The sequence below is a fragment of the Flammeovirga yaeyamensis genome (assembly GCF_018736045.1).
Classification (GTDB): domain Bacteria; phylum Bacteroidota; class Bacteroidia; order Cytophagales; family Flammeovirgaceae; genus Flammeovirga; species Flammeovirga yaeyamensis.
The window spans coordinates 104,199-129,915 of the sequence record NZ_CP076132.1 but is presented as its reverse complement, the minus strand read 5'-3'; the positions used below and the strand labels follow the sequence as shown (position 1 = coordinate 129,915).

21 protein-coding genes and 1 tRNA gene are annotated in these 25,717 nt (G+C 33.6%); 11 read left to right on the top strand and 11 right to left on the bottom strand.

Annotation, left to right across the window (positions count from 1 at the left end; translation table 11 throughout):
• Positions 1–23 precede the first annotated feature (23 nt).
• Positions 24–2,039: a DNA mismatch repair endonuclease MutL gene (gene mutL, locus KMW28_RS00490; protein ID WP_169665840.1), complete on the top strand. Its 2,016-nt coding sequence runs from the start codon at positions 24–26 to the stop codon at positions 2,037–2,039.
• On the opposite strand, the gene KMW28_RS00485 is transcribed toward mutL, so the two are convergent.
• From KMW28_RS00485 to KMW28_RS00435, 11 genes are all read right to left on the bottom strand, one after another.
• Positions 2,031–2,264, bottom strand: coding sequence for a 4a-hydroxytetrahydrobiopterin dehydratase (locus tag KMW28_RS00485; protein ID WP_169665839.1), 234 nt, complete (start codon positions 2,262–2,264; stop codon positions 2,031–2,033). The two genes, mutL and KMW28_RS00485, sit on opposite strands and share 9 nt — an antisense overlap.
• A gap of 31 nt (positions 2,265–2,295) precedes the next feature.
• Complete coding sequence (locus KMW28_RS00480) at positions 2,296–2,766, bottom strand: GNAT family N-acetyltransferase (protein WP_169665838.1); 471 nt, start codon at positions 2,764–2,766, stop codon at positions 2,296–2,298.
• An 83-nt stretch (positions 2,767–2,849) separates the two neighbouring features.
• Entirely contained in the window at positions 2,850–4,391 is a 1,542-nt protein-coding gene (gene purH, locus KMW28_RS00475) for a bifunctional phosphoribosylaminoimidazolecarboxamide formyltransferase/IMP cyclohydrolase (RefSeq protein ID WP_169665837.1), read from the bottom strand.
• 141 nt (positions 4,392–4,532) lie between these two features.
• Positions 4,533–5,141, bottom strand: a complete 609-nt coding sequence (coaE, locus tag KMW28_RS00470; RefSeq protein ID WP_066211092.1) for a dephospho-CoA kinase — start codon at positions 5,139–5,141, stop codon at positions 4,533–4,535.
• An 8-nt stretch (positions 5,142–5,149) separates the two neighbouring features.
• Positions 5,150–6,193, bottom strand: coding sequence for a YbbR-like domain-containing protein (locus KMW28_RS00465; RefSeq protein ID WP_066211094.1), 1,044 nt, complete (start codon positions 6,191–6,193; stop codon positions 5,150–5,152).
• A 92-nt stretch (positions 6,194–6,285) separates the two neighbouring features.
• Positions 6,286–6,618, bottom strand: a complete 333-nt coding sequence (yajC, locus tag KMW28_RS00460) for a preprotein translocase subunit YajC (protein WP_066211096.1) — start codon at positions 6,616–6,618, stop codon at positions 6,286–6,288.
• A gap of 106 nt (positions 6,619–6,724) precedes the next feature.
• Positions 6,725–7,195 carry a DUF1573 domain-containing protein gene (locus KMW28_RS00455; RefSeq protein ID WP_169665836.1) on the bottom strand — a complete coding sequence of 157 codons (471 nt, stop codon included), beginning with the start codon at positions 7,193–7,195 and terminating at the stop codon, positions 6,725–6,727.
• Between the two features lie 197 nt (positions 7,196–7,392).
• A complete protein-coding gene (locus KMW28_RS00450; RefSeq protein ID WP_066211103.1) occupies positions 7,393–7,719 on the bottom strand; it encodes a YtxH domain-containing protein in 327 nt (108 codons plus the stop codon).
• 16 nt (positions 7,720–7,735) lie between these two features.
• On the bottom strand, positions 7,736–8,923 hold the full coding sequence (gene nusB, locus KMW28_RS00445; protein ID WP_084005916.1) for a transcription antitermination factor NusB: 1,188 nt from the start codon (positions 8,921–8,923) through the stop codon (positions 7,736–7,738).
• A 197-nt stretch (positions 8,924–9,120) separates the two neighbouring features.
• Positions 9,121–9,196, bottom strand: a tRNA-Met gene (locus tag KMW28_RS00440).
• An 86-nt stretch (positions 9,197–9,282) separates the two neighbouring features.
• The gene (locus KMW28_RS00435) at positions 9,283–9,987 is read right to left on the bottom strand and encodes a ComF family protein (protein ID WP_169665835.1); all 705 of its coding nucleotides are present in this window, start codon (positions 9,985–9,987) and stop codon (positions 9,283–9,285) included.
• A gap of 72 nt (positions 9,988–10,059) precedes the next feature.
• On the opposite strand from KMW28_RS00435, the gene KMW28_RS00430 reads away from it, so the two are divergent.
• The 10 genes from KMW28_RS00430 to KMW28_RS00385 all read left to right on the top strand — a co-directional run bounded on the left by KMW28_RS00430 (position 10,060) and on the right by KMW28_RS00385 (position 25,512).
• On the top strand, positions 10,060–10,419 hold the full coding sequence (locus KMW28_RS00430) for a hypothetical protein (RefSeq protein WP_066213366.1): 360 nt from the start codon (positions 10,060–10,062) through the stop codon (positions 10,417–10,419).
• Position 10,420: 1 nt separating this feature from the next.
• Positions 10,421–11,188: an exodeoxyribonuclease III gene (locus KMW28_RS00425; protein WP_169665834.1), complete on the top strand. Its 768-nt coding sequence runs from the start codon at positions 10,421–10,423 to the stop codon at positions 11,186–11,188.
• Between the two features lie 136 nt (positions 11,189–11,324).
• A complete protein-coding gene (locus tag KMW28_RS00420; protein WP_066211111.1) occupies positions 11,325–13,088 on the top strand; it encodes an ABC transporter substrate-binding protein in 1,764 nt (587 codons plus the stop codon).
• 172 nt (positions 13,089–13,260) lie between these two features.
• Complete coding sequence (locus tag KMW28_RS00415; protein ID WP_169665832.1) at positions 13,261–16,635, top strand: DUF4175 family protein; 3,375 nt, start codon at positions 13,261–13,263, stop codon at positions 16,633–16,635.
• Between the two features lies 1 nt (position 16,636).
• The gene (locus KMW28_RS00410; RefSeq protein WP_236941079.1) at positions 16,637–17,053 is read left to right on the top strand and encodes an ATP-binding protein; all 417 of its coding nucleotides are present in this window, start codon (positions 16,637–16,639) and stop codon (positions 17,051–17,053) included.
• Entirely contained in the window at positions 17,053–17,493 is a 441-nt protein-coding gene (gene ybeY, locus KMW28_RS00405; RefSeq protein ID WP_169665830.1) for an rRNA maturation RNase YbeY, read from the top strand. The genes KMW28_RS00410 and ybeY overlap by 1 nt, the downstream gene beginning before the upstream one ends.
• Positions 17,494–17,785: 292 nt before the next feature.
• Positions 17,786–19,660: a tRNA uridine-5-carboxymethylaminomethyl(34) synthesis enzyme MnmG gene (gene mnmG / locus KMW28_RS00400; RefSeq protein WP_169665828.1), complete on the top strand. Its 1,875-nt coding sequence runs from the start codon at positions 17,786–17,788 to the stop codon at positions 19,658–19,660.
• A gap of 144 nt (positions 19,661–19,804) precedes the next feature.
• Entirely contained in the window at positions 19,805–21,565 is a 1,761-nt protein-coding gene (locus KMW28_RS00395; protein WP_169665826.1) for an Ig-like domain-containing protein, read from the top strand.
• A gap of 329 nt (positions 21,566–21,894) precedes the next feature.
• Entirely contained in the window at positions 21,895–22,500 is a 606-nt protein-coding gene (locus KMW28_RS00390) for a hypothetical protein (protein WP_169665824.1), read from the top strand.
• Positions 22,501–23,664: 1,164 nt separating this feature from the next.
• A complete protein-coding gene (locus KMW28_RS00385; RefSeq protein ID WP_169665822.1) occupies positions 23,665–25,512 on the top strand; it encodes a tetratricopeptide repeat protein in 1,848 nt (615 codons plus the stop codon).
• The last annotated feature ends 205 nt before the right edge of the window (positions 25,513–25,717 follow it).

Sequence of the window (25,717 nt, the reverse complement as noted above, 5' to 3'; positions counted from 1 at the left end):
ATCGTTTTTCTTAAATAGATTATATGCAAGACGTCATCCGTTTATTACCTGAATCATTAGCCAATCAAATCGCTGCCGGCGAAGTGGTGCAACGACCTGCCTCTGTTGTAAAAGAGTTGGTCGAAAATGCCATTGACGCTGGAAGTAAATCTATTGTGCTTAAGGTGAAAGATGCAGGTAAAACTTTGGTTCAAGTGATCGACAACGGATGCGGAATGTCTGAAACAGATGTTCGAATGAGTTTTGAACGTCATGCTACTTCTAAAATCAAACAATCTGATGATTTATTCAATATCAGTACATTTGGATTTAGAGGTGAAGCACTTGCTTCTATAGCAGCCGTGGCTCAAGTAAGCGTAAAAACAAAAAGAGAAGAAGACGAATTAGGTACACTTGTAGAGATTGAAGGTTCAGAGATCAAAAATCAAGAACCTATCCAAACAAAAAATGGAACAACCTTCTCTGTTAAAAACCTTTTCTTTAACGTTCCTGCTAGAAGAAAATTCCTAAAATCAAATCCTGTAGAATTAAAGCACATCATCGATGAATTTCAAAGAGTGGCACTAGCCAATCCTGAAATATCGATGACCATGATTTCTGACGATAAGGAATTGTACAATCTTAGAGCTGGAAACTTGGCGAAGAGAATTGTTCAAATGTTTGGACGTTCTTACCAAGAACAACTATATCCTTGTCAGGAAGACCTTGATGTAATTAAGGTAAAAGGATATATTGGTAAACCTGAAAGTGCTAAAAAGACAAGAGGTGAGCAATTCTTTTTTGTCAATGGTCGATACATCAAGCATTCTGCCTTGAATCATGCAATTATGACTGCTTATGATGGTATTCTTCCAGACAACACCTATCCTTTTTATCTTTTATATATCGAATGCGACCCTGCCGATGTAGATGTGAATGTTCATCCTACTAAAACAGAGGTAAAATTCACCGACGAAAGAACAACCTATGCAATTGTTAGTGCTGCTGTAAAACAAGCATTAGCAAGCTATGGTATTACTCCTTCGATTGACTTTGGAATAGATGTCAACTTTGCCAAAGACAGAGCGACGAACTCTATCCCATCATCAATGACACCTCCTTCTGAAGATCAGTTAACTTCAAATATTCCTGATATTCCGAATGTTTCCTCAAATGGTAAGTTTACGAATGCCTCATCTAACGAAAGTAGTTTAGATGATTTTTCAATTAATGTTCCTTTTGAAAACAATGAGAACAATTCAGATGATGTCGTTAAAGTATCTTCAAGAATAAACTCTTGGAATAATCCTGCTCAAGATGATGCCCCATCTGATTTCTCTTCTTGGGCACCTATGGACAATTCTCCATCATCAAACGATTTTTCTTCTATTGAAAATGATGAAAGTGAGTCGACCATTACTTTTAGTTCAAGAGCAAATGATCTAACAGAAACGGCTGCCAATACTCCAAAAGACGATTCCTTTCCTTCTGATAATATCATTCCTATTCAGATTCATCACAAATACATTATGTATCAAGTGAAATCTGGATTGATGTTGATGGATCAAGAAGCGGCTCATGAGAGAATTCTTTATGAGAAATTCTTGAACCAGATGGAAAACAGTACTGGAGTTTCTCAACAATTACTCTTCCCTAAAAAGGTAGTTTTAAACCTATCTGACTTTGCCATTTTTACTGAATATATTGCAGAAATCTCTGCTTTAGGTTTTGGTTTTGAGTTAGGCGATAATCAAACAGTGCTTATCAAGGGTGTACCTACTTTAATTCAGGATAACGACGAACAGGAAATCATCGAGGAACTTATTGAACAACTTAAATTCAATAAAGAAGAATTGAGAATTTCTGCCAATGAAAATATTGCACGTTCATTAGCAAAAAGAGCATCCATTAAAAGTGGACAGATTCTTGAAATTCCAGAAATGAAATCGATGATCGAACAATTGTTCTCTTGTTCATCACCAAATTATACTCCTGACGGCAAGAAGACTGTCGTATTAATGGATTATGCTCAAATTGAGGGCTTATTTAATTTACGATAGTAGAGCATCTATCGCTTCCGCCAATTTCTTATCTTTTTCTGTGACCACATTTCCAGCATCGTGAGTTGTTAGTGCAATCTCAACTGTATTCCATACATTGGACCAATTTGGGTGATGCTGATGCTGTTCTGCTAAAAATGCTACTCTAGTCATAAAAGCAAAAGCCTCCGAAAAGTCTTTGAAAGTGAAAGTTCTCTTTAAAGTATTGTTTTCTTCTTTCCACATAGTATTTCGTGTTTATTTTTGGTTGATTTAATTAAAGTGATGTTGTTTCTGTTATCATCAATTTCTCAAAACATTTACTTTCTTCTACTCCTTCATATTGGCCATAGTTAGGAATCAATTTGTATTCGTTTTTTTGATACAAACGAATTGCCTCATGCTGTCTGATACCTGTTTCAAGAATACATCTTTGATAACCCAATTCAGTCGTCCATTGTTCTAGTTCTTTTAATACTTTAGTAGCAATGCCTTTTCCTCTTGCCTCTGATAGTGTAAACATCCGCTTCACTTCCATGGTATTATCATTATAAGCTTTAATGGCACCACAACTAACCGCTTTTTGATCTTCATAACCTACTACGACATATTTGATCTTATCAATTTTATTGAATTGATCATAAAAAGCATGGTCTTCACCATCCGTAATCGCTAGAAATTTATCAAGGAGTTTTACCAAAGATATAAAATCTGGATTTTCAGAATTGGTTCTTTCTAAAATAATCATTAGTTATGGAAAGTTTGAGTTAGTAGTAATAAAAAAGCCGATACCCAAAGGTACCGGCTTCAAATATATAAAATATCTATATTCTAGTGTTTGAAATGACGTACACCTGTCATTACCATAGCCACACCATTTAAGTTACAAAAATCTACCGACTCTTGATCTTTGATCGATCCGCCTGGCTGGATGACAGCTTCGATACCTTCTTTTTGTGCCAATTCCACACAGTCAGGGAATGGGAAGAAAGCGTCTGATGCCATTACAGCTTCTGATAAATCAAAACCAAAACTCTTCGCTTTTGCAATTGCTTGGTTTAAAGCATCCACTCTTGAAGTTTGCCCCACACCACTTGCAAACAATTGTCCGTCTTTCGCTAAAACGATAGCGTTAGATTTCGTATGCTTGCAAATTTTGTTCGCAAACAATAAAGCGTTGATTTGAGAATCTGATGGAGCTTTTTCTGTAGCTACTTTCAAATCTTCTGCAGTTTCTGTTTTCAAGTCTTTATCTTGAACAAGAACCCCGTTTAATAAAGATTTGTATTGAACAGTTCCTGTTGATAACTCTTTTCTGTTCAACAAGATTCTGTTTTTCTTACCTTTTAATACTTCTAAAGCATCTGCATCGAATCCTGGAGCGATAACTACCTCACAGAATAACTTGTGGATTTCCTCAGCTGCACCTAATGTAATAGGTTGGTTAGCGATCAATACGCCACCAAATGCTGAAACAGGATCACAAGCTAATGCTTTAACGTAAGCATCTTTGATGTCCGAACCTAAAGCTACACCACAAGCATTGGTATGCTTAAGAATAGCGAAAGCTGCACCTTCTGCTGCAGGGAACTCATCGATTAGATTCACAGCTGCATCTACATCTACAAGGTTGTTGTAAGAAACATCCTTACCGTGTAATTGATCAAACATTTCTGAAAGATCGCCGTAGAATTTACCATTTTGATGAGGGTTTTCTCCATAACGCATTGGTTTAGAAGAACGCTCAGATACTTTGAAAGCAGGAATTTCTTCTTCTTCCTCAGCCACTACACTGTTGAAGTAGTCGAAGATTTTAGAATCATAATGAGAAGAAATATCAAATGCTTTTGCAGCAAAACGCATACGATCTTTAAGATCTGTAGATCCATTCTTTTCTTTTAGAATAGAAGCTACTTCGTCGTATTGCTCTCTTGAAGACACAATCAATGTATCTTTGTAATTTTTAGCAGCAGCACGGATTAAAGAGATACCTCCAATATCCACTTTTTCAACGATTGCTTGGTGTTCAGCACCAGATGCAACAGTTTCTTCGAAAGGATACAAGTCAACAATTACCAAGTCGATATTAGGGATACCGTACTCTGCAATTTGCGCTTGATCTTGCTCGTTGTCTCCTCTGTTAAGGATGCCACCAAAAATTTTGGGATGAAGCGTCTTTACTCTACCTCCAAGGATTGAAGGATAAGACGTCAAGTCTTCAACAGCCGTTACTTCGGCTCCTAGTTCTTCTATAAAACTCTGCGTTCCACCTGTAGAATAGATAGTTACGCCATTCTCTTGAAGGAGTTTTACAATTGGCGCTAGATTGTCTTTGTAAAAAACCGAAATTAAAGCTGATTCAACCTTTTTCATATGAGTGATAATCTTTGTTTGTTTGATTATCCCGCAAAACTAATCAATTCGGTTAAAAAAAAGTCTAATTATTAAAAAAAAGGTAGAAGTTAACTGTGAATAGGTTTTATTTTTTACCTATTCACAGAAATTGATGTTTAATTAACTTTTAGATACTAGAGAATTCATTTCACAAAACTGTCTGTGAAGCTCAATGACCTGAGGAATAATTAATTTCGAATCGTCATTAGTAATCTCATAATCCCCCAATACGGAAAGTTCTTCTTCTTGTTTTTGCTTCTTAATAATTTCTTCAATCTGTTGCTTTGGCCTTTTATCTCTTTCCAAAACTCGCTTTATCCTATCCTCATAAGGTGCTTTAACTACAATAACTTTATCCAATTCTTTGTAATGATCGTTGGTAAACATTAAAGCAGCTTCTTTAATAATATAATTGTTTTTCTTCAATTGTATCTCCACCCAATCATTATAATGACTTTTAACTCTTGGATGTACAATTTCATTCATGAGGTTTAATTTACCTTGGTCTGAAAAAATTTCTGATGCCAGATATTTTCTATTTAACATACCGTTGGGGAAGTATGATTTTTCACCAAAATTAGATTTAATAAGATCAATAATTTCAGAATCTTCCACCATTAGCATTTTAGCGGAATTATCGGCATTATAAATAGGGACGCCTAAGACTTTAAAAAGTCTACAGATGTAACTTTTTCCAGCACCAATTCCTCCTGTGATGCCTACTTGCATAATTAATTTTAATTTTTGTTTTTGAGTACTTTCAACTTATTTGGTGATAGTATGATGTTTTCGTAATAATCGTTGTCGATGAACACCTTTGGTGTAACAGTAGAGTCAGTCCAATCTATATCCTTGTAATCAATAATTACAGGTATAGTATCCACACTGTTAATCAGATCCTCTCTGATAACGTAACTAATATACACATCTTCGGGTTCTAATAAAAATGTGTCATCGGAATTTTTTCCACCTGGAAAGTTAACTCTAAATAATTTTGTTTTCTCCGTAGACGAAATAAAATAATACACATCAAAGGATACTTTTACTTCATCATTAGGCGAAAATACTAAGGTGTTTTCATTTTCAACAGGAACACGAACAGGTATATATTCATTTAGGTTTTCTGCAATAGGTTCAGTATCCTCAGATCTTAATATCAAATGATCTGGAAAACGTTTTAGTTCTGTACTTGGTCCTCTAAAAATAACACTATCAGGATATACCTTAATTGGACCAACTCTTCTGTAGCCATTTTGGAATACAAAAGAACTAGTATCGATCTCAACAGCTACTTTTCTGTTGGTTAGTGTATCATAATTAAAAGCCAAAGTATCTTCTACTATGTAGTTAACTTTTAAACCCTTTAAAACTTGAGAAAGTTCTTTTAATAGAATTTTTCCTGCTAAATACTTCACTTCAACAGGTTCTTCCAGGTTAATATTCAACTTGGAGTTACCTACACCTAACGATTTACTTAATAAAGTCCAGCCATTCCCTGTGGCATTCACACTTACATGGTCTGGTGGTTCTTGTAAAGCCACCACATTATCATCCTGAATTTTTACGTTTACAGGAATTTCTATTGTAGAAGTATGGTCCTCGTTAAGCGAGTGAAATACCCAAAAAATAAACGCCGTTAAGAAACAAACGATCATAGCACTCCAATCCCATTTTTTCATATCCTTGGCAAAAGAACTGTCCTTCGCTTTTTTATCGAACTGTTCTCTCAACCATTTAATGAGTAATTTGAAATTTGGTATATGATAATTTCTATTCGGCATTTTCGTTTTTTAGAATTCTTTTTCAAAAATAAAAAAACCGTTGAGAATAATATCATAACTCAACGGTCTTCTATTGGTATTTAAGAGAAAGTCTAGTCTTTTTTCTCTTTTTGACCATAAACAATGTTAGTGTTCTCTGCTGAAATTGAAGATTTTTCGAAAGTTACTTTCACTCCTCTATCAATTTCCAAGACAACTGCATTCGCTTTCACTTCAACAATTTTTCCGTGCATTCCGCTAACAGTTACCACATTTTTATTCTTTTTAAGGGCATCAGAAAATTTCTGTTGTTCCTTTTGCTTCTTTTGTTGTGGTCTTAACATAAAGAAGTAAAATACGGCAATCATACCTACTAGAAATACGATATTCATTACTCCTGCTCCATCACCACCTACTTGAAGTAAGATGTTATTTAAAATACTCATTTCTTTTTTAATTAATTGAGGTACAAAAATATAAAACCTCTGCTAGGTTATGGCCTAACAGAGGTTTTTTTTTGTGAATTAACACCTAAATATTTTCATCCTAAGATTACATTGCTTGAGGTTGATCTTTAGGGGCTACTTTCGTTTTAATCACTACAGCATCCATTCCATCCTCAACATTGGCAAGGATAGTAATCTTTTTGATTTGTTTTCCTCTTTTACCTCTTGAGTTAAACGTTACTTGTAATTCAGACGACTCACCTGGAGCTAATGGTGCTTTATCCCAGTTAGGAGCAGTACATCCACAAGATACCTGAACGTTTGTAATTTGTAATGGAGCGTCTCCTACGTTTTTGTATTTGAAAACGTGAGTAACTACATCACCTTCATTAATATCACCAAAATCAAATTCTGTTTCTTCAAAAGCGAACTTAGCTTTAGGACCTACATTTTCGTTAGAAGCTTGAGCAGTAGAACCTTTTTCTGCTGTTTGAGTCTTTGATTCTTTTTTCTCACCACAAGAGATAAATAATACTGCTGAGATGATAAATACCGATAAGGTTTTTAATATTTTCATAATAAAAAATATGTTGTAAAATGACGAAAAAAGTCACTTAAGTTTTAATAATGGATAAAGTTAGGTGACTTAAATGTTTATATTTTGATATGTAAATACATATATATGGTAAATCTATAAATATTATTCGATATCAAAAAAAGAAAAAGGCAAAGAAGTAATCTTCTTTGCCCTTGACGTATTATTAAAGAAAAGAATTAATCTTTATCCTCTTCTTCTAATTCTTCTGGAGTAGCGATTCTCTCTTTAAGAGCATCCACTTCACCCATTAACTCTTCTGCATGCTTGATAGCGTCGTCAATTACCTTTTGACCTTCTGATTTTGCTGCAGTAACGGCTACTTTTCTTTCTTCCATTAGATCTTCTACAAGGTCTTCTAATTCCTCGCGGTATTTATCTAATTTAAACGTTAAACGCTCTCTTGTATTTTTTCCTTTATCAGGAGCAAATAAAACGCCTAGTAAAGCACCAGCAGCAGCTCCAGCTACGAAGCCAAGCAATGTATTTCCACTATTTTTTGCCATGTATGTATGTGTTTTATTATTTGTTATCTAGTAAGCCTTTGCCGGATTTTTTGATTTTTCCTTCTGCTTCAAGCTCTTCAGATATTGAATCTAACATACCATTAATAAACTGCCAACTTTTTGGCGTACTATATTGCTTAGAAATTTCAATAAATTCATTAATAGTTACTTTTACAGGTATGTTTCTAAAGTTTAGCATTTCTGCCAACGCCATGTTGATTAAAATACTATCTACTTTAGCGATTCTGTCGATAGCCCATTTTTTGGATTTCTTAGCAATGATCTCCTTAAATGATTCTTCTTGTTCTAAAGTATACTTGTAAAGGTCTTCGAAAAATTCTTTATCCTCGTCCCAGTTTTTAGAAATTGATAAAATTTCAGTACCTGAGTCAGTAGAGATGTTCTTCACAGTTTTCAAAACCATACTACGAAGAATTCGTTTATTCTCCGACCAGTTTAAGTCCTCTCCTTCAAACTGAGATTCGATGATCTCATTTTTAAATAAGAAGTCTCTTACTATTACACGTAAAATCTCCTTTTGCGTTTCAAAATCGTCCCCTTGTTTAGCAATTTCTTCAATAGCATCTTGAAGTTCACCATCTCTTTTAAGGATACGTAACCATTCTAAAACTCTTTCATCATCCTCACCTCTTCTTAGTTTATGTTCTGATAATAAATCGTTTAAAGTATTATCTTCTCTTAAAACTGTAAAAGCAGAGTTGTGGTAAAACCAATCTGTAAATTTTTGATCAAATTCTATCTGACGAGCATTGCTTTCTAATTTTCTTTGCAGCTCTTTATTTGATAATTCAGAAATATCAATCAGATAAGAAAGTAGCTTAAGGTATTTTGTAAACAATTCCTCTGTTTCCTCTACCATAGAGATTTGGAACTGTCTTTTATCTGAAGCAATAAGATTATTGTAATGATTCTTGGCATTAGAAGCGATCTTTAAAAGTTTTACATCCAATCCTTCGGTGGACATATCTTCTTGATCCTCATCCATCACAGTGTTAAGGTATTCGATGACCTTAGCCTGCTCCTCGTCGATTCTAGCTTTCTCTTCTTGACCTAATTCTAAGAACTCATCTCTAAATTCGTTTTTCACCAAATCAAGAGTCAACTCTTTGTTCGACAATTTATTTTGCTTAAAAGCATAGATACTTTGCATTGTTTTAATGCGTAACAATCTTCTATTGAGCATGGATTTCTAATTTACCTTGAATTTCTAAAGAACATTTTACATTTAGTTTGACGTTAACCTTACTATTAAGGTTCCCATCAGTTAACTTTGTTAAGATACTCCTAAAAATCTGATTTACAGAAATTTCTATTAAAATATAATATATCTTAAGTAAGTCAAAGAAAAAGGCTAACCTAATATATCAGGTTAGCCTAACTTGGTAGCGGGGACCAGACTCGAACTGATGACCTTCGGGTTATGAGCCCGACGAGCTACCAACTGCTCCACCCCGCACTGTTTTTCTAAATGCTGTGCAAAAGTAGACGTTTTATTTTTGTAAACCAAATAATCTTCAAAAATAAGAAGTTAATAAGGATCAATCACACAACAACAGCCAGGGTTAAAATACTAATTGAAGTTGGCTGATACTTCTCTATTTCCTCTGCCACAGCGATTAACGTTGCTCCAGTGGTTAAAACATCATCAACAATAAGAATATTTTTATTTTTAATATTTTCAGATTGATAAACCTTAAACACCTCTTTCATGTTTTCCATTCTTCCTTGTTGTGTATTTTTAGTTTGACTCTTTGTGTACACTACTCTCTGAATGATTTGTTCATCTACCTTTATCTGTTTCTTATTTGATAACGCATCACACAGTGTACTTACTTGGTTATATCCTCTTTCTCTCTTTTTCTTTGGATGTAAGGGCACAGGAACGATACAATCTATTTCATCAAATAATTCTTTTGATAACAGATAATGGAAATGATTGACCACCCATTCTCCTATTTTAGATTGATTCTTATACTTTAAAGAGTGAATTAATGACTTTGGTATTCCATCACTTTCATAATAAAAAAAGGAGACGGCATACTTTAGGGAATCAATAAATGAAATAAGTTGATTTGTAATGATATTTTCCTCCGGATGATTCCATGATCCCAAATGTATTGGGATTTTACAGTAGCAGTTAAAGCAGAGATACTCCTCTCCATATGCAAGAACTTCGTTACAGTGTAAGCATTGTTTTGGGAAAACAGCATAAAAGAGATTGAAAATTTTTTCTTTAAGAATAGTCATTTGTTTGGGATAGTATGAATCGTGTATTTAATTTGATATCAAGTTAACATTAATCTATTATTATTGACAATGATGGACGAAGAATTTGAACAATTGGAAAATGATTGGAATCGTTTAAAAATTGTTCTAACACAAGTAATAGGTAAAGCACCATCTGACTTAAACAGTATTCTGTTTATGATTGGTGTCCAAGAGTTAGGTAAAGGTCCTAAACCCTATTCAAAAGAAGAAAAACAAGACCTTATACATATTGCCACATGCAAAGTTTTAAGCTTTAGTGGATTTTATAGTTTAGAAGGATTGGATAAAGAAGGTTGGCCACACTGGAAATTAGAAAAGAAAATTCCAAGTATGGATTTAGCAGCTCAAGAGAAAATGATGAAGCTGCATATCCTTCAATATTTCAAAGAAGAAACTGATCTATTAGATTAAGATGAAGATAATATCATACAACGTGAACGGCATTAGAGCCGCAATAAAAAAGGACTTAGTGGGATGGGTGAATTCTTGCAATCCAGATATCATTTGTATTCAAGAAACTAAAGCACAACCCGATCAAGTCGATTTAAGTGAATTTGAAGATTTAGGTTTCAAATATCATTATTGGCATTCTGCTGAAAAGAAAGGTTATAGCGGTGTCGCTATTTTATCAAAAGTAGAGGCAATTTCCACTAAAATAGGTATGGAAATTGATACATATGATTGTGAAGGTCGAACAATACTGTGTGAGTTCGAAAATTTCACTTTAATCAATACATATTTTCCTTCGGGAACCTCTGGTGAGGAAAGGCAAAAGTTCAAATATCAATTTCTAGATGATTATTTTGAATACATCGCTAAACTGAAAGAAAACTACAAGAATTTAGTGGTTTGCGGAGATTTCAACATCTGTCACAAAGCTATTGATATTCATAATCCTGAAAGAAATAAAAACACTTCAGGTTTCCAACCTGCTGAAAGAGAATGGGTATCGAAATTTATTAATGAAGGAGGATTTATAGATGCCTTCAGAAAATTTGATGAATCCCCAGGAAAATATAGTTGGTGGACTTATAGAGCTGGAGCAAGAAAGAAAAACTTAGGTTGGCGTATTGATTATTTTATGGTACAAAAAGAGATGGAAAATACATTAATTTCTTCTCAACTTCATAATGAGGCAGTGCATTCAGATCATTGTCCAGTAGAAATTGTACTACAATAAAATTTTTTGATTAAACTTTAGGTTAATCAATCATTTTTTCAGAACTTTTATTGCTCACGCAAACTTATTGGGTAACTTTTTTTGAAAATTAGCCAAACACGATTAGGCACAAAATAATAAAGAAAATTCATTGCAAATGAGAAAGCTTACCGCTGTTACACTCTCTTTTTTATTCCTCTACTTGTTCACAGGTTGTGGAAATAGCAACAATGAAAGAGATAATGCGCAAATGGTACTTACTCCTGCGAAAGGAGGAAAATTCTACGGTGGTGTATTTAAAGTCAACGAGGCTGAATACATTAAAAACCTATTCCCTTTAAGCATTATTGATATCTATTCGTACAGAGTAGCTTCTCAAATCTATGAGGGTCTATTCAAATTCGATCAAAAATCATTACAAGTTGTTCCTAGCCTTGTAAAAAGCTATGCTAAGTCTGATGATCAGTTAGTGTACACTTTCAAGCTTAAGGACAATGTATATTTCCACGATGATAAATGTTTTGAGGGAGGTAAAGGAAGAAAGTTTACAGCACAAGATGTATTTTATAGCTTTAACCTGATTACCACCTACAATAAAAATAACCAATACGCACATTTATTTACTAAGATTGTAGAGGGAGCAGAGAAATATTATCAGTCAACTAAACTTGATCCTAATTTTTCCAATTCTCCTGAAGGCCTTGCAGGTGTATCGGGTTTTAAAGTGATTGACGAACTTACTTTCGAAATTACTTTAGTGAAACCAAACTCGATGTTCTTATATAACTTGGCTCGTCCAGGTTCATTCATTTTCCCTAAAGAAGCTTATGAGACTTATGGAGAGGATATGAGAACAAAATGTGTAGGTACAGGACCTTATCAAATTGCTAGTGTTGATGAAGATATTTCAATTATCTTATCAAGAAACGACAATTATCACGGTAAGGATGAGCACGGTAATCAACTTCCTTTCTTAAAAGCAATTGATGTTTCTTTTGTAAAAGATAAAAAGATTGAGTTCTTAAAATTCAAAAAAGGAGAACTTGATATGATGTACAGAGTACCAACTGAAGATATTATTAATATTTTGGCAGAATCCGATGAGTCTAACCAAAACTTTAAATATCACTTGCAACGTACTCCAGAAATGTCGACACAATTCTTAGCCATGAACAACATGGGCAAAGTATTTAAAGACATCAATGTTCGTAAAGCATTTAGTTTCGCGGTTGACCGTCAGAGAATATTAGAATTGATCTTGAACGGAGAAGGATATATGGAAGGTTACTTTGGTATTACTCCTCCTGTTTTTGAAAATTATAATATCGAAGACATTAAAGGGTATAAGCACAACATCGATTCTGCAAAATACTATCTTGCTAAAGCAGGTTACCCAGAAGGTAAAGGTTTCCCACAAGTTACCCTTGATTTAAATACAGAAGGGGAACAATACAGCAATGTAGCTTTGGAGGTGAAAAAACAATTGAAAGATAAATTAAATATTGAAGTAGAGTTAAAAATTTCACCATTTGCTCAAATCGCTGAAAAAAGTATCATGGGTCGTTATGACTTCCTTCGTTTAGCTTGGATTGCTGACTACCCATCTCCAGAGAACTACCTTTGGGCCTACTACAGTAAGAACCTTCCTAAAAATCCAGAAGATAAATCTTGGCCAAACTTAATACGTTATAAAAACCCAAGATTTGATGTGGAGTACGAAAAGGCATTGTTATCCAATGATGAGGCAACGACATTGAGTCATTTCAAAAAAGCTGAAAAGATATTAATGGAAGATGCTCCGTTTATTGTACTATGGTACGATGAAGGATATCGCTTAATTCAAAGACATATTAGAGATTTCCCTAATAATCCGATGCAATATCGTGATTTCAGTACGGTTTATTTTGAGAAAAGTAATTAATATTGATTATATTAATAGATAGAAAATAAGACTGATTCTTATCTTTAGGGTCAGTCTTATTTTCTAAAAGAAAGTTTGATACATTTATCGTAAATTAGAAGAATCCATTCTTATTGATTTCAAACTTTATCAATAGATTTTTCATCATACCCATTTATAAAAAACCTGTTACATGTTTGATCATAAAATCAGAGCCTATAAACAAAAACTATATAAGAACGCTGCTTTAAAAGGCATAATTCTTACTATGGCTGCAGTTTTAGGTCTTTTTTTATTAATAAACATATTAGAGTATATCAATAATTTTGGTACAACTGCGAGAGCTATTCTCTTCTTTACGTATATCTTAACCTTTGCTTATACTTTTTACATTTGGGTGATTCAACCTATCGCTCAATTAAAAGGTTTCAAAAAACAAATAACAGACGAAGAAGCAGCGAAAAATATCGGAACATTTTTTCCTGAAATATCAGATAAGCTGATCAACTCTATACAACTTCAAGCAAAAGAAAAGGACAATAGCTTAATCCAAGCTACTTTACAAAAAAGAAATCGTCAGTTTGATCCTATCAATTTTACACATGCAATTTCTTACAAAGAGAATTTAAAATATTCATATTGGTATCTATTACCTGCTGTGATCATTTTCTTTGGGATATTACTTATCAAACCTCAAATCATTACGGATACTACACCTAAGATTGTACAGTTTGATAAAGAGTTTTTACCTGTTGCTCCTTTTAGATTTGAATTATTAAATAGTGATCTAAAAACTTTTCAGGGTGATGATTTCGAACTAAACCTTAAATTAAGTGGTGATGTAATTCCAGCTGATGTTTATTTGGAAACAAACAAAGGCTCTATTATCAAATTACAATACAATCCACTTGATAAAACGTTTTCTCACACTTTCAAAAAAATTCAACATGATGTAAAGTTCAGATTCAAGGCTGCTGGATATTTTTCAACTGAACATCATATTACCACTTTAACACGACCTTCTTTATCTCAGTTTAGTGTTCAGGTCGATTACCCTAGATACACGGGTAAGAATAATGAGACGCTTTCCAATACTGGTAATTTATTACTTCCCGAAGGATCTAAGATCACTTGGCTGTTTGATACTAAAACAGCTGATTCTATTGCCATCTATTTTAAAGAATCAGATAAAACTGTAGAAGCAGATGGTATTAAGAAGAACGTATTTAAATACGTTCATGAAGCTACTATGTCAACCGCTTACAGTGTTAGCTTAAAAAATATTTATGGTAGTAACAGAGACAGTATTTCTTATTACTTAAATGTGATTCCTGATAAATTCCCAAGTATTAATATGAAACAGTATCAAGATACTGTGATGTTTGATTACTTAGTCTTTGGAGGAAACATCAGTGATGATTATGGCATTACACGTTTAAGAACGAGATATAGAATAAAACGAAACGGAGACAAGAAACCTCCAAGAACATTCGAAAAAATGGATATCCCTTTTAATAATAAAGCGATTGATCAAAGCTTTTATTATAAGTTAGAAACGAATCAGTTTGATCTAAAAGAGGGGGATAAACTAGAATATTATGTAGAGGTATATGACAATGATGCAGTCAATGGTAATAAGCGAAGTAAAACGCCTATGTACACCTTTACCTTGCCAACTAAAGCTGAGTTAGAAAAAGAAATTGATCAGTCGAAGAAGGAGACTGAAAATAAATTAGATGATACTTTGGACAAAGCCAATCAGCTGGAGAAAGATTTAAAGAAGTTAGAAGAGAAGCTGAAAGGTAAGCGTCAGTTAACTTGGCAGGATAAAAAAGATATCCAAAAACTCATCGAAAAGAGAAAAGAATTAGAAGAACAATTAAAGTCTCTTCAGGAACAAAGTCAGCAATTACAAAACAAGCAAGACAAGTTCTCCAATCAAGATAAAAGTACCTCTGATAAAGCGGAACAACTTCAGAAAATCATTAATGACATTAATGATGAGGAAACACAGAAGTTATATGAAGAACTACAAAAATTGATGGAACAAAACTACATCAATCAAAACCTTCAGGAGAATTTGCAAAACATTGAAAACAAACAGAAGAACTTAAAGAACGAATTAGAACGTACGATTAAGCTTTTCAAAAAATTACAGATTGAACAAAAAGCAAAAGAGGTTTCTTCTAAATTAGAGGATTTGGCAAAAGAACAACAGGACCTAGCTAATAAAACAAAAGAGTTAGAAGAGGAAGAGAAGAAAGAGGGATTATCTGAGGAGGAGAAAAAAGATAATAAGTCGGAGGAAGATGTACTTAAAAAAGATCAGGAAGAACTGAATAAAAAGTTTGAGGACATCAAGAAGGAGATGGAGGAACTGAGAAAGATGGACAAGAAAGAACAGACCAATCAGGACTTCGAACAGTTTACTCCTAACGAAAGACAGATCTCAAAAGAACAACAAAATGCCAGTGAACAGCTGAACCAAGATAAAAAGAAAGATGCTCATCAGTCTCAGAAAAAGGCGGCTAATAAAATGCAGCAGATGGCACAAAAAATGCAACAAAGTATGCAGTCATCACAGATGGAGCAAATCAGTGAAGATCACGAGGCTTTACGTCAAATAATGGAAAATCTTCTTAAACTTTCCTTCGATCAGGAAAATCTTATGGAATCCTTTAAGGAAGTTAGAAGAATCGACCCTAAATTTGTGGAGTTGTCACAAACACAACTTAAATTGAAAGATGATGCTAAATACATTGAAGATAGTTTAATTGCATTATCAAAAAGATTTTTCCAAATTGAGTCTTTTGTGACTAGAGAGGTGACTCAAATGAATAAGTATATGGACGAAAGTCTAGATGCTATCAAGCGTAGAGTCCCGGAAATTGCAGCAAGTAAGCAGCAGTTTACAATGACTTCTATAAATAATTTAGCATTGCTCTTAAACGACATATTAGAGAACATGCAACAGCAGATGAGTCAGAACATGGCTGGTCAGCAAATGAATCAGAAGCAACAACAATCTTCTTCACCTAGTATGAGTCAGATGCAACAACAGTTGAATCAACAAATGCAGAACTTGAAGAAGTCCGGTAAATCAGGAAAAGAATTATCCAAGGAATTGGCTAAACTCGCTGCTCAACAGGAAATGATCCGAAATGCTTTGAAGCAAAGTATGGGTAAAGGAGAAGAGCAAATGCAAGGGAAAGAAGATGATGAGGGTGAAAAAGGCGGTGGTAACGGTTATGGAAAAATCCTAAAAGAAATGGAAAAAACGGAAGAGGATTTGGTAAATAAGCGTTTAACTGATAAGTTGATTCAAAGACAACAAGAGATCCTAACTAGAATGTTAGAGTCTGAAAAAGCAAAAAAAGAAAAAGGTAAAGATGAAGAGAGGAAAGCCGAAACTGCCAAGCAGCAGAAGCAAGTTCCTCCTCCAGATAGCTTCGATGAGTATTTAAAACAAAAAGAAACACAAATTGAGCTATTAAGGACGATCCCAACTTCATTAAATACGTATTATAAACAAGAAGTAAACAAGTACTTTGAAAATATAAAAGATTGAAATGTCAACAAGTACAATGAATAAACCATTCAAATTAAAAATACCTTCGTTAATTGAAAACGTAAGAATTGCGGAGAGTTTTATTGATCAAGCTCGTGATGAGTTTAATTTCAACGATGACATTTATGGTAACATCATGATTGCAGTGACAGAATCTGTAAACAATGCAATCATCCATGGTAACAGAAATGACAAAGAGAAGAATGTTCATTTAGAATTAGACGTTACAGAAAAAGAGATTTCTTTCACAATAGAGGATGAAGGTAAAGGTTTTGATTTCGATGCATTACCAGATCCTACAGCTCCAGAGAACATTGATAAGCCAGGAGGTAGAGGTATTTTCTTGATGAAACACCTTGCAGACGAAGTTGAGTTCTCTAAAGAAGGAAGAGCTATCACGCTAACATTCTATATTTAATGGAGGGAGAAATTACTTTTTTTAATGAAGATATCACCTATACTATTGATAACGAAGATTTAGTTAAGGAATGGATTAATACCGTTGTTACTGATCACGATTATCAGTTGATTGGGATCAATTATATTCTTTGCTCTGATGAATATCTTCATAAGGTGAATGTCGAATACCTAGATCATGATACCTATACTGATATCATTACTTTTGATAATGCAGAATACGAAAACGAAATAGAATCTGATATTTTCGTAAGTATTGATAGAATCAAAGATAATGCTCAGAGTATAGGTACTAATGAAACAGACGAACTACATCGAGTTTTAATCCATGGTATTCTTCATCTTTTAGGATTTAAAGATAAATCTGAAGAAGATGCAGCGAATATGAGAAATATGGAAGATCGTCAATTAGCCAAAAGACCTATCGGTTTAAGTTCATAAACCAATTCAATATCGTATTTATTATACTCATGTTCCACGTGAAACATTATTATTACACAAAATGTTTCACGTGGAACTTTTATATATAAAAACATTAAGGTTTAATTTTCAATGTATTATGTATCTTTGCATTTGGAAATTAGAGAGTAGGAAGATTTTATATTTTTATTACTCGTATTGTGACTTGAAATTCAATTATCCGAATTCAGGTTTAGAGGATTTACTTCCTCAATTTTTCATTGAAGGATTATCATTGTTCCACGTGGAACTTAAAAAATAAAAGGAGAAAATAATGTATCCATCTTATGACATCATTGTAATTGGAGGAGGTCACGCAGGTTGTGAGGCCGCTTACTCCGCAGCAACTTTAGGCTCTAAAGTATTACTGATTACTATGAATATGCAAACCATCGCTCAGATGAGTTGTAACCCAGCAATGGGTGGGGTTGCTAAAGGTCAAATCGTAAGAGAAATTGATGCCCTTGGCGGTATGTCTGGTATCATCACAGATAAGACTATGATTCAGTTTAGAATGCTAAACAGATCGAAAGGTCCTGCGATGTGGAGTCCAAGAGCACAAAGTGATAGAATGATGTTTGCTCAAGAATGGAGAGACACTCTTGAAGCAAATATGAATGTCGACATCTGGCAAGAAATGGCGACTGAACTTGTTATGGATGGTGATAAAATTACTGGAGTTAAAACAAGTTTAGGAGTAGTATTCAATACGAAAGCTGTTGTCTTAACGAATGGTACATTTTTAAATGGTTTAATCCACATTGGCGAAAAACAATTTGGAGGTGGCCGTAGTGGTGAACATGCTGCAAAAGGTTTAACAGAACAATTGGTTTCTTTAGGTTTCGAATCTGGTAGAATGAAAACAGGTACTCCTCCAAGAGTAGATGGCCGTTCTTTAAACTGGGAGAAACTTCAAGAACAAGCAGGTGATGAAAACCCTGAGAAATTTTCTTACTCAGATCAAACGACTTCTTTAACGAAACAAAGAAGTTGCTTCATCACTTATACTAGTAATGAAGTACATGATATTCTAAAAACAGGGTTCGATAGATCGCCAATGTTTAACGGAAGAATTCAAGGATTAGGTCCGAGATACTGTCCGTCTATCGAAGATAAAATCAACCGTTTTGCCGAGCGTGATCGTCACCAAATCTTTGTAGAACCAGAAGGATGGAATACCTGCGAAATGTATATCAACGGATTCTCTACTTCACTACCTGAAGACGTTCAATACAAAGCATTGAGAAAGATTGAAGGATTTGAAAACGCGAAGATGTTCAGACCTGGTTATGCCATTGAGTATGACTTCTTCCCTCCTACTCAATTAAAACCAACACTGGAAACAAAGCTCATTGAGAACCTGTATTTTGCTGGTCAGATTAACGGTACAACAGGTTATGAAGAAGCTGCTTCACAAGGTTTGATGGCTGGTATCAATGCACATAATAAGATCGTAGAAGCAGAGCCATTCGTTCTTAAGAGATCAGAAGCATACATTGGTGTATTGATCGATGATCTTATCAACAAAGGTACTGAGGAGCCTTACAGAATGTTTACATCACGTGCTGAGTACAGAATCTTATTGAGACAAGATAATGCTGACCTTAGATTGACTCCACTTGGACATCAATTGGGATTAGCATCAGATGATCGATTCGAAGCTGTACAAAAGAAAAAGCAAGAGATTGAATCGACTATTGAAACACTAAAAGAAACTAGTGTAAAAGTAGCTAATGCAAATCCTCATTTAGAAGCAAGTGGTTTACAAACGATGAACCATGGTTTAAAAGCTGATAAGTTTATCAAACGTCCTAATGTAGGAATGGCTTTAACTATGGATTGTGCTCCTGCTTTAAAAGAAGCATTTGAAAACTTCAGTGAGAAAGCATTGGAAGAAGCTGAGATTTTATTGAAGTATGAAACATATATAGAGAAAGAAGAAAAGATTGCTGAGAAGTTAACGACCCTAGAGAATTATAAAATTCCAGAAGGATTTAATTTCAGAGAGATCACTTCTTTATCTGCTGAATCAAGAGAAAAATTATCTAAGGTAGGTCCACTTACTTTAGGACAAGCATCAAGAATTAGTGGGGTAACTCCTGCCGATGTTACCATCTTGATGGTGTATCTTGATAAACAAAAGGCTTAAAAAAAGCACTAAATTTTATGAATAAGGCATACCTCTTTTAAAGAGATATGCCTTATTTTGTATCTTGAAACTTTATTGATCATCACATGATTTTTAACCTAATCAAATGGTATTCTTGTGATCTACATTTAGTCATCTTCACTAATGAACTATATTTTTAAATTACTTCTTTTAACTGCATTGGCATTTACTGTTTATGGTTGTGCTGTTGTCTCCTCTCCTACTGGAGGTCCAAAAGATGAAATCCCTCCAAAGTTTGCTGCCTCAACTCCCGTCGATGGTCAGACAAATGTGGATACTACAAAACTTAAATTGACTTTATATTTTGATGAACCTATCCAAGAGGAGAAGTTAAAACAGAATCTAATTATCACTCCTTACAAGAGTACATTAAAATATAAGACCAAAGTATCGGGTAGAAAGTTGATCATGAATATCATGGATACTTTACAATCAAATACTACTTATTATTTTGATTTTGGTAAAGCTATAGTTGACGTTACGGAAAAAAATCCTGCACAAAATGTTCGCTTTTCTGTTAGTACTGGTAGCTATCTGGACTCTTTGGAAGTGACTGGATCTGTTAGAGATTTAATGACTAACGAACCTATCGAAGGTGGTATCATTGCTTTATATAATCCTTATGATTCTTTGGATGTAAATACAGATCCTCCATTATATTTTTCAAGAACAGTAAAAGATGGTTTATTTATTTTAGAAAGATTTAAACCTGGATATTATACAGTGTATGCCATTAAGGATGCGAACGAAGATTATAAATACACTTTGCGCGAAGAAAAAATTGGCTTCTTTTCTGACTCCATTTTATTAGATAAAAACCTTGATGGGGTAAAATTATATGTAAGGGATTATGATTTAGTTGATCTAAAATTTAATCGAGCGAAAAAAGACAAAGAAGATCTTCTTCTTCAATTCAATAAATATGTAGTGGATTATCGTTTAGATTTTCCTGAAAAGAATTCATTCACAGACAGTGTTTTTAGTATGAGAAATGATGCCGGTGAGGTAAAGTTGATCTACACAGGTATGAGAGATATTGAAGATTCCATTAGAGTAAAAGGATATGGTATTGACTCATTAGATGTAAAAGTAGAATTCGATACTACTGTGATGTTCCCTAGTAAATCTGAATTTTTAGCTGAACAAAAAAGAGCAGAAAGAAAGAAAAATGGAGGCTTAATTGGTGGAGCTTTAAAGCAAGTAGGAAATGCTTTAGGTGGTGAAGCTGAAGAAAAAGAAGTAGAAAGAATTAGCTTCAATAAATTATACCCTGAGGATAGTGATATCAAAGAAAAAGATTCTGTAGATCTAGTTTTGAAATTCCCTATCCCAATGAAAGAATGGAATTTAGATAGTATGATGTATGTATGGAGTACAGACACTGTTCAGCTAGATAGTTTATTGGATGCAAATAATGTTGACTTATCGTTTAATCATGACAAAACAGAATTAACGATTCCTGGTTTTTATGCCGACTCAGCTTTTACTGTCATCTTTAAACAGAATTCATTTGTTTCAGTAAAAGGTGATTCCACAAAAAATAAATCTGTCTCGTTTACTATCAAGGAGCCGGACAAATATGGTATTGTTGAAGGTGAGGTAAAGGGAAGTCATGATCACTTTATTGTTCAACTTTTGGATGGAAAAAATGAACCCTACATGGAAATTAAAGATGAAAGAAAATTTAGTTTCGAATATGTAAAACCAGGTACTTATAAGATCAGAGTATTAATTGATGAAAACGGTGACGGAATTTGGTTCCCTGGTGATTTTAAAAATAGAATTCCACCAGAACCTACCGCCTTCTTCCCTAACCAAATTAAGGTAGAAGCCAATTGGGAAATTCGAAGAGAAGATACAATTATCAATACCGATAAAAGATAAATTTTCTTTTTGTAAAGACATGACTAATAGACTAACTTAAGTTTCAATACTTAGGTTAGTCTTTTTTTTAGCTAAAATTTTAATGGAATGAATATTAAGCAAACTTCTGATTTAAAATCTAGACCTCTCCTATTCATCCATTTAATCGTGGGTCCTTAGAAGTTGACATACAAGACATCAAACAATTTTATTTTACTGAGGAATTAAAAAAAGTTCAAAAAAATAATGAATATCCAACGAAAGTTTATTCTCTGAATATTTCATATCACAACTCGAATATAGACGATCAAATTATAAATGGGAGTTGGTTCGAAAAAGAAAACTATGAAATGAAAAATTTAGAAAAAGTTTTGGAGGAATATTTAGGAATAAAAAACGAAGTAGTCGCTGGAGAATATAAACCAAACTTGGAAGTAAAAGCTACACCAACAAAAAGATATTATGATCCGACCAATGTAGGTATTGAAAGTATTGAAAAAGGTGGGGTGATAAAAATAAGTTTAGAAGATTATACGATTACAAAAAAACAGCAATATGAGTGGGACGATAATTTTATTGTTTATGAGTTTGTAGGAAATCATTCAGAAGGTGTCTCAATATTTCATCATATAGAAATTGAACATCAAAAAGTATTACTGAATAGTAAACCTATTCGTTTCTTTAGTTTAAAATCAGAAAATAATATTCAAGAGGATATTACCCTATCTCCTATCATCTTAAAATATAACGATCAGAAATACGATAAAATAAAAACGCAGAAAGGAATCTTATTTTCTAATTCGAACAATACGCAATCAATGATGACTTTATATCAATCATTAGAAAATGAAAATGAGTATCTCTTATTGTTTAAAAATGGTAGTGAAAATTACTCTGCTTATTTAAGTGAAAAAATTAAAGATTCATCTATCAATTTGATTTTACCTAGAGGATAAAAACTACATCTTACCTATACATAAAAAGCCTTCTAAATACCGAATATTTGGAAGGCTTTTCTATATATACTATTTCATGTTACATTATCAATTTGATAATGAACCCATTGTTAAAACGCTTTAGGACCTCAAAATGTGTGAATAAGTTTTTATAAAGTTGCAAAATCAATAAACTCAAATAATACCTTCTTAAAAAATATTAAAAAAAGTGCGTTTATGGCCTTATTTCAAAGGTTTTGGGCAATTAAGGCCTAGTTTAACTCGATACACACTTTAGGTACTCATTATAAGGGATTTAGAGGTTTTGCACATTAATGTCAACATAACATTCCTTAAACTGTTGATAACTTAGGTACTTATCAACATATTTATCAACAAAAGTTAAGTTTTGTTATTTACTAACGTAAATACAAACAGAAAATGGGTTAATTAACAAGGGTAAAATATCATTATATATCTGTATATCAGTAAATTATAACTGTTGTAATACTATATTTTACACATATCAACAATAACATAATTCACATGGTGTTTAAAAGAAAGGGTGTAAAATACATTAAGAAGTATTCAAAATTAAAGAGAAGAGATCATCTAACATTAAAGGAGATCGAAAATTGATCATCAAAAAACTATTCACAGAAGTGGATTAATTTTTAATCAATAAAATGATTTAAAAAAGTCAGGATTGTGTATATTCATATATAGAATGTATCAAAACTTGGCATCAATAAATGTAAAGGTTAGTAATTGTACAATCTTAAGAAGATACTGTACCTTATCAACATTATTCACATAGTAATTGTGAGAGGATGTGATTTGTGAGTGAAATGTTTAATAAGTGACCTTTTTATCCACAATAGTTCACAAATTGGACTTATTCACGGTATTCACATTGGTGTGTATAAGGTTATTCATCTCAAAAGGGCGCTTCTAAACACAGTATTTAACTGAATAACTTTAGTACCTATTTTTGTGTTAGTATTGTTGAAAAGCGCCATAAAACACTGTTATTGTATATATTATGCGGTGTTGGACTATTGAATAGAAATGTGTGTAAGCTTAATATTCCTGTGAGTAAACCGATTTATCAACTTATACACAGCCCTAATAACAATAAAAAAGAATTTTAAATTTTTATTTTTCTATTATTTATCTTTTAAGAAAATGTTGAAAACCTCCATTACTCAAAAAATCAGAATACTCTTCCTTTGTCTCGGAGGTCTCTTCCTTTTAACTCAAACTGGGTTGGCTCAAAATAAAACAGAAGAGAAGTTAGAACTCGCCCAGGAATATTATAAAACAGAAGAATACGATAAAGCCTTGGAACTATATCGTGATCTGGTAAAACAAAAAGAATTGATAAATCAGATCCACGAAAATTATCTAAGCATCCTTTTAAAAAAGGAGTTGTTGAAGGAGGCTGATAAATATTTAAAAAAACTGGTGAAGTCGAATTCAGGCAACTCTACCTATCAGGTGGATTACTGTCGTGTAAAGTTGATTGAAAAAGATACGGTGCATGCCGATAAGTATTTTCATGCTTACATCAAACAAATTGTGAACAACACGACCAAACTTCGTTATACTGCTTTGTATTGTGCCGACCTAGGTTTATACAATTATGCGGAGTACAGTTACAAAGAAGGTGAGAAAATATCCGGAGAAATGTTCTTTTACGAATTGGCTGATTTATACAATAAGTCAGACAAAAAAGAATTGATGATCGATGAGTACTTAAAATTGCTAACAGTGAAGCCGGATCAGTTGGAGTATGTCCAAGTTGCTTTACAAGATAGATTGACGTCAGAAGAAGAATTTGACCTATTAGAGCCGAAGTTGCTGACAAAGGTGCAGAAGAACGCTGACATGACTGTATTCAACGAGATGATCGTTTGGTACTACTTACAGCAGAAGAAGTTCTACGGGGCGTTTATACAGGCTAGAGCGCTCGATAAACGTTTGAGGCTAGAAGGATATAAGATTTTAGAGATCGGTCGACTAGCGAAGAATAATCAGGATTATAAGAATGCACAGAAGATCTTCCAGTATTTGGTGGATCGTTACAAAGAATATGCGGTGTATCCTGTGGCTAGAAAGTTCTTGATAGAAACGAAAGAAGAAATTGTAAAAAGCACCTATCCTATCAATCGTAATCAAATTGAATCTTTGGTGAAGGATTACCAACAAATTATCAAAGAAGTGGGATTAACCGCACAAACAGGCGATGCGATGCGTAACATGGCCTTACTTCAAGCGTTTTATCTTAATCAGAAAGATTCTGCCATCACAGAGTTGAAACAAATTATTGATAATCGAAATATTCCAAAGTCATTAGTTTCACAAGCCAAGTTGGATTTAGGTGATATCTACTTGCTGAAAGACGAACCTTGGGAAGCATCATTACTTTATTCACAAGTAGCTAAGAGTAATCGTGAATTAAAGATTGGTCATGAAGCAAAATTGAAAAATGCTAAACTTTACTATTACACAGGTGATTTCCGATTGGCACAATCACAATTGGATGTGTTAAAGTTGGCCACTTCTAGAACAATTAGTAACGATGCTATGGCATTGTCACTACTTATTGCAGATAATCTGAATTTAGATACCACTTCTTTAGCTATGGAAGAATATGCCAAAGTAGATTTGTTGGTATTTCAAGGACAATACGACAAAGCGTTGAAAAGTTATGATCAAATGTTGGTGACTTTTAAAGGACATCGTTTAACCGATGAAATTCTTTGGGAAAAATCACAATTGTTGATAAAACTCGGAAAATACGAAGAAGCTACAGAACCTCTAAAAGAAATTCTAGAGTTCCACAGTTACGATATCTGGGCAGATGATGCCAATTACCTCCTAGGTGTGATCTATCAGGACCACCTAAAGAACAAAGAAGAGGCTATGCACTACTTTAAAGAACACCTGATTAAGTTTAAGGGCTCGAGCTATGAAGTAGACGCTAGAAAGCGATTTAGACAGCTTAGGGGGGATAATATTAATAAGTCTTAGGGATTTGTGTTAGACTTTAAGATTTTCGACATCTGATATTTTTTTAGGTAGCAGGTAGCAGGTTTGGTTCGCTCCTCTGTTTTTGTAGCGATGGGTTGCACCACCTCTTTTTGGAAAATGAGAAAATGGAGGATTTTATGTGAAAATTAATTATTAAAGATACGATAGTCTTATGCAATTTTAAAGAGGGATTTCATCACCTCTT

What these genes read in the sequence shown, in the direction of transcription:
- mutL (WP_169665840.1), top strand. Translation starts at nt 24, where the DNA reads ATGCAAGACGTCATCCGTTTATTACCTGAATCATTAGCCAATCAAATC.
- KMW28_RS00485 (WP_169665839.1), bottom strand. Translation starts at nt 2,264, where the DNA reads ATGTGGAAAGAAGAAAACAATACTTTAAAGAGAACTTTCACTTTCAAA.
- KMW28_RS00480 (WP_169665838.1), bottom strand. Translation starts at nt 2,766, where the DNA reads ATGATTATTTTAGAAAGAACCAATTCTGAAAATCCAGATTTTATATCT.
- purH (WP_169665837.1), bottom strand. Translation starts at nt 4,391, where the DNA reads ATGAAAAAGGTTGAATCAGCTTTAATTTCGGTTTTTTACAAAGACAAT.
- coaE (WP_066211092.1), bottom strand. Translation starts at nt 5,141, where the DNA reads ATGCAAGTAGGCATCACAGGAGGAATTGGTGCTGGAAAAAGTTACATC.
- KMW28_RS00465 (WP_066211094.1), bottom strand. Translation starts at nt 6,193, where the DNA reads ATGCCGAATAGAAATTATCATATACCAAATTTCAAATTACTCATTAAA.
- yajC (WP_066211096.1), bottom strand. Translation starts at nt 6,618, where the DNA reads ATGAGTATTTTAAATAACATCTTACTTCAAGTAGGTGGTGATGGAGCA.
- KMW28_RS00455 (WP_169665836.1), bottom strand. Translation starts at nt 7,195, where the DNA reads ATGAAAATATTAAAAACCTTATCGGTATTTATCATCTCAGCAGTATTA.
- KMW28_RS00450 (WP_066211103.1), bottom strand. Translation starts at nt 7,719, where the DNA reads ATGGCAAAAAATAGTGGAAATACATTGCTTGGCTTCGTAGCTGGAGCT.
- nusB (WP_084005916.1), bottom strand. Translation starts at nt 8,923, where the DNA reads ATGCTCAATAGAAGATTGTTACGCATTAAAACAATGCAAAGTATCTAT.
- KMW28_RS00435 (WP_169665835.1), bottom strand. Translation starts at nt 9,987, where the DNA reads ATGACTATTCTTAAAGAAAAAATTTTCAATCTCTTTTATGCTGTTTTC.
- KMW28_RS00430 (WP_066213366.1), top strand. Translation starts at nt 10,060, where the DNA reads ATGGACGAAGAATTTGAACAATTGGAAAATGATTGGAATCGTTTAAAA.
- KMW28_RS00425 (WP_169665834.1), top strand. Translation starts at nt 10,421, where the DNA reads ATGAAGATAATATCATACAACGTGAACGGCATTAGAGCCGCAATAAAA.
- KMW28_RS00420 (WP_066211111.1), top strand. Translation starts at nt 11,325, where the DNA reads ATGAGAAAGCTTACCGCTGTTACACTCTCTTTTTTATTCCTCTACTTG.
- KMW28_RS00415 (WP_169665832.1), top strand. Translation starts at nt 13,261, where the DNA reads ATGTTTGATCATAAAATCAGAGCCTATAAACAAAAACTATATAAGAAC.
- KMW28_RS00410 (WP_236941079.1), top strand. Translation starts at nt 16,637, where the DNA reads ATGTCAACAAGTACAATGAATAAACCATTCAAATTAAAAATACCTTCG.
- ybeY (WP_169665830.1), top strand. Translation starts at nt 17,053, where the DNA reads ATGGAGGGAGAAATTACTTTTTTTAATGAAGATATCACCTATACTATT.
- mnmG (WP_169665828.1), top strand. Translation starts at nt 17,786, where the DNA reads ATGTATCCATCTTATGACATCATTGTAATTGGAGGAGGTCACGCAGGT.
- KMW28_RS00395 (WP_169665826.1), top strand. Translation starts at nt 19,805, where the DNA reads ATGAACTATATTTTTAAATTACTTCTTTTAACTGCATTGGCATTTACT.
- KMW28_RS00390 (WP_169665824.1), top strand. Translation starts at nt 21,895, where the DNA reads ATGAAAAATTTAGAAAAAGTTTTGGAGGAATATTTAGGAATAAAAAAC.
- KMW28_RS00385 (WP_169665822.1), top strand. Translation starts at nt 23,665, where the DNA reads ATGTTGAAAACCTCCATTACTCAAAAAATCAGAATACTCTTCCTTTGT.